This is a genomic window from Longimicrobiales bacterium (assembly GCA_035764935.1).
GTDB lineage: Bacteria > Gemmatimonadota > Gemmatimonadetes > Longimicrobiales > RSA9 > DASTYK01.
The window spans coordinates 1-3,922 of the sequence record DASTYK010000035.1 but is presented as its reverse complement, the minus strand read 5'-3'; the positions used below and the strand labels follow the sequence as shown (position 1 = coordinate 3,922).

Here is a 3,922-nt window from a genome sequence, read left to right as displayed (position 1 = left end):
GACCACGCGCCAGCCGCTGCCCGCGCAGCTCGTGGCGGACATGTCGCAGGGCTACGAGTGGTCGGGTGGCACGTTCGAGGAGGAGCCGTTCGAGATCATCACGGGCGCTGCGCCCGCGGGCTCGATCAGCTCGAGCGCGAGCGACATGGCGAAGTTCATGCTCGCGCACCTGAACGGCGGCGAGCTGAATGGGCAGCGCATCCTCGGCGCGGAGACCGCGGAGCTGATGCACACCCGCGGCTTCGAGCACGACGCGCGCCTGCCGGGGTGGGCGCTGGGCTTCTACGAGAGCTCGAGCCATGGTGTGCGCATCATCGGACACGGCGGCGACACGCAGTGGTTCCACTCGGACCTCGCGCTGATCCCCGAGGACGGCGTGGGCGTGTTCGTCTCCTACAACACGGACACCGGCGGCGAGGTCAGCTTCAGCGCGTTCATGCAGGCGTTCCTCGATCACTACTATCCGTCGACGCCGCCTCCGGTGGTGCTGACCGACGAGCACCGGGAGCAGGCCTCGCGCGTTGCGGGCACGTACCAGTTCAACCGGATGTCGTACACGACGTGGCAGAAGGCCGCCGGGCTGATGGGCGGTGTCAAGGTCAGTGCGGACGAGGAGGGTGCGCTGGTCGTGGGGCTGCTGGGTGAGCCGATGCGGATGGTGCCGGTCGGCCCGCTGCTGTACCGCGAGGAGCTGGGGCACGAGCTGCTGGCGTTCGAGGAGGACGAGGACGGCGCCGTCACCCACGCGTTCATCGGCTCGGCGCCCATGATGGTGCTGGAGCGGCTGTCGTGGTTCCAGTCGCCGACGCTGCACCAGGTGCTGCTCATCCTTTGCGCGGTGATCTTCGTCGCGACGATCATCGCAGCCGTACGTCGCTTCTTCCGGAAGCGCTGGGGGCACGTGCGCCCGGAGGACGAACTGCGCGGGCGCTCGCTGATCGTCGGGATCGCGGTGCTCGACGTCGCATTCCTGGTCGCACTCGGCGTGCTCGCCTCCGATTTCTGGGCGCTGCTCTCGCCGCCGTTCACCGACCTGCAGCTCGCGCTCGCGCTGCCCGTGATCGCGGGGCTGCTGACGATCGCCGCGATCGTCGTCGCCGTGCGTCACTGGCGCAGCGGCGCCGGCACGCGCGGCGCGCGCATCACCTACTCGGTCGTGATCGCGACCAGCCTGGTCTTCATGTGGTCGCTCAATATGTGGAATCTGCTGGGGTGGAGGTTCTAGATGGTTCAGTCTGGTGCAAGGCGCTCGTTTCTCGCGGTCGCTGTGCTGCTGCTGGCGGCCAGCGGGTCGGCGCATGCGCAGGATCGTGGTCCCGGGCCGGCCGAGCTCGAGGCGTTCGACCAGTACGTGGCGCGCGCAGTGCGCGACTGGAACGTGCCGGGCCTGGCGATCGCGCTGGTGCATGGCGATTCCATGATCTTTGCGCGCGGCTACGGTGTGCGCGAGGTCGGGCGCGATGCGCGCGTCGACGAGCACACGCGGTTCGCGATCGGCTCGACCACCAAGGCGATGACCACCGCGGCCCTCGCGATGCTGATCGACGAGGGCAAGCTCGAGTGGGACGATCGCGTGATCGAGCACATCCCGGAGCTGCGGCTGTACGACCCCTACGCGACGCGCGAGCTGACCGTCCGGGACCTGCTCACGCACCGGACCGGGCTGCCGGGCACCGACTTCTACTGGGGTGCGGCCGGCTACTCGCTGGACGAGATGATCCCGCGGCTGGAGCACGTGGAGCCCGTCGCGTCGTTCCGCACGCAGTGGAACTACCAGAACGTGGTGTACGCGCTGGCGGGCGAGCTGGTGGAGCGCATCTCGGGTCGGCCGTGGCACGAGTTCGTGCGCGAGCGGATCTTCGTGCCGCTCGGGATGAACGAGACCGAGCCGCTGGACGCCGACATCCTGCAGAAGCCGAATGTCGTCGCACCGCACGGCATGCGTGGCGACAGCGTGTTCGTGGTGCCGCAGCGCAGCGTCGACAACGTCGCGTCGGTCGGCTCGGTCTGGTCGAGCGTGAGCGACATGTCCAAGTGGATGCGCTTCATGCTGGACAGCGCGCGTGTGAACGGGCGGCCGCTGATCCAGCCCGAAACGTTCCGCGAGATCGTGACGCCGGAAGTGCGCGCGCCGCTCTCGATCTATTCGTCGCTGGAGCTGGTCAAGCCGTATGCGCTGATGTACGCGCTCGGCTGGTTCGTGCACGACTTCGACGGCGACATCGTCTGGATGCACACCGGCAGCATCAACGGCCTGAGCGCGATCGTCGGGCTGCTGCCGCGCCACCGCTTCGGCGTCGTCGTGCTGGTGAACCGGGACCATGCAGAGCTGCGCCACGCCCTGATGTACCGCGCATTCGATCTCGCGCGCGGCACGGTGGAGCGCGACTGGAGCACCGACGTGCAGGCGTTCCTCGAGGCGGAGGAGCCGCGCCGCGACGTCGCATCTGCAGCGACACCGGTGCCGGCGTCATTGCCGCTGGCGGCCTATGCGGGCACGTACGTGCACCCCGGCTATGCCGAGCTGCGCGTCCGCCTGGACGGTGATGCGCTGCGCGTGCGCGTCAATGACGGCCCCGAGGTCGCGCTCGCGCACCAGTCCCACGAGGCGTTCCGGGCGAGCGGCGGCGGCGCCAACTACGCGCTGGTGTTCGATCCGGACGGGCTCGGCAACGTGACCGGTGTCCGGATGTTCGGCGTGCTCTTCCGGAGGGTGGACACGGGGAGGTAGCGGCAGCAGCGTAGCCACAGGCTGGCTGACGGTCCCATCCGGCCATTGACCCGCCCCGACACTCCCGACATGATTGTTGAAGAGTTCAACAAAGGGGCGTCGTGGCAACGGTCAACTTCAGTGTGCCGGATGATGTGCGGGACGCGTTCAATGAGGCGTTCGCCGGCAGGAACAAGAGCGCGATAATCGCCGACCTGATGCGTCGCGCAGTGGAAGAGGAACGACTGCGCACGCAGCGTGAGGTCGCGGCCGACCGGCTGCGGCGGCGCACGCGCCCGCGCGTGTCTGCCCGCGCGATCCAGCAGGCGCGTGAACGGCTGCGTCAGTGAGAGCCGTTGTACTCGACGCGAGTGTCATCGTCGAAGCGCTGACATCCGGGCAGTCTGACGGCGCGGCCGAACGTGCGGAGGACGTGTGGCTGCTTGCCGCGACGGGCCACGTCCCGATCGTCCAGCCGCCGCACTGGCTGGCCGAAGTCACGGGCGTACTGGCCCGCGTGTCGCCGCAGACCGCAGAGGTCGATGCCGAGGACCTGTACACGCTGAATCTGCCGGAAGCGGGCGACCTCGGTGTTTATACGACGGCCGTGCGGCTTTCCATCGACCTGGGGCAGCACCTGTTCGACACCCTGTACCACGCCGTTGCCCTGGAGCGTGGAGCGTTGCTGGTTACGGGGGATCGCAGGTACCTGCGCACATCTGGACGGGTTGGCGGGGTCGTCGCCATCGACGACTTCAATCTCGATCTGCTGGAGTAAGCGGCCCAGGCTGCCGCGCCGGGACTGCCGCACGTACGCCAGGCCTGGCTGCTGCGCCTCGTCCGCAGGCCGGACCCGCGTTACTATCCTCCCATGGAACGGGCTTTCGGCGCACTGACGGAGCGGGAGCTGACGGAGCTGGGCGCGGCGATCGGCCGCGAGCTCGCGGCGCTGCCGCGCGGTGTCGTCATTGCCCTGCACGGTGAGCTCGGGGCGGGGAAGTCGGTGCTGGCCCGCGCGATCGCGCGCGGGGCGGGTGTCGACGCCGCCATGCCGTCGCCCACCTTCAACCTGGTGTTCCGCTACCAGACCGCCTCCGGCCGCACCGTCGCGCACCTCGACCTCTACCGGCTGAACGACCCCGAGGACGTGTGGGAGCTCGGCTGGGAGGAGCTGAGCGACGGCGAGGAGATCACGCTGCTGGAATGGCCGGA

5 protein-coding genes are annotated in these 3,922 nt (G+C 68.9%); all 5 read left to right on the top strand.

Features of this window, described 5'->3' with window-relative positions:
- A partial coding sequence (locus tag VFU06_02765; protein HEU5208311.1) for a serine hydrolase domain-containing protein occupies positions 1 to 1,225 on the top strand: 1,225 nt, incomplete at its 5' end.
- On the top strand, positions 1,226 to 2,731 hold the full coding sequence (locus tag VFU06_02760) for a serine hydrolase (GenBank protein ID HEU5208310.1): 1,506 nt from the start codon (positions 1,226 to 1,228) through the stop codon (positions 2,729 to 2,731). It begins immediately after the preceding gene.
- 101 nt (positions 2,732 to 2,832) lie between these two features.
- Positions 2,833 to 3,060, top strand: a complete 228-nt coding sequence (locus VFU06_02755) for a hypothetical protein (GenBank protein ID HEU5208309.1) — start codon at positions 2,833 to 2,835, stop codon at positions 3,058 to 3,060.
- A complete protein-coding gene (locus VFU06_02750; GenBank protein ID HEU5208308.1) occupies positions 3,057 to 3,488 on the top strand; it encodes a type II toxin-antitoxin system VapC family toxin in 432 nt (143 codons plus the stop codon). Before VFU06_02755 ends, VFU06_02750 begins: the two co-directional genes overlap by 4 nt.
- Before the next feature lie 93 nt (positions 3,489 to 3,581).
- Positions 3,582 to 3,922: tRNA (adenosine(37)-N6)-threonylcarbamoyltransferase complex ATPase subunit type 1 TsaE (gene tsaE, locus VFU06_02745; GenBank protein ID HEU5208307.1), on the top strand; the 341-nt coding region annotated here is incomplete at its 3' end.

What these genes read in the sequence shown, in the direction of transcription:
- VFU06_02760 (HEU5208310.1), top strand. Translation starts at nt 1,226, where the DNA reads ATGGTTCAGTCTGGTGCAAGGCGCTCGTTTCTCGCGGTCGCTGTGCTG.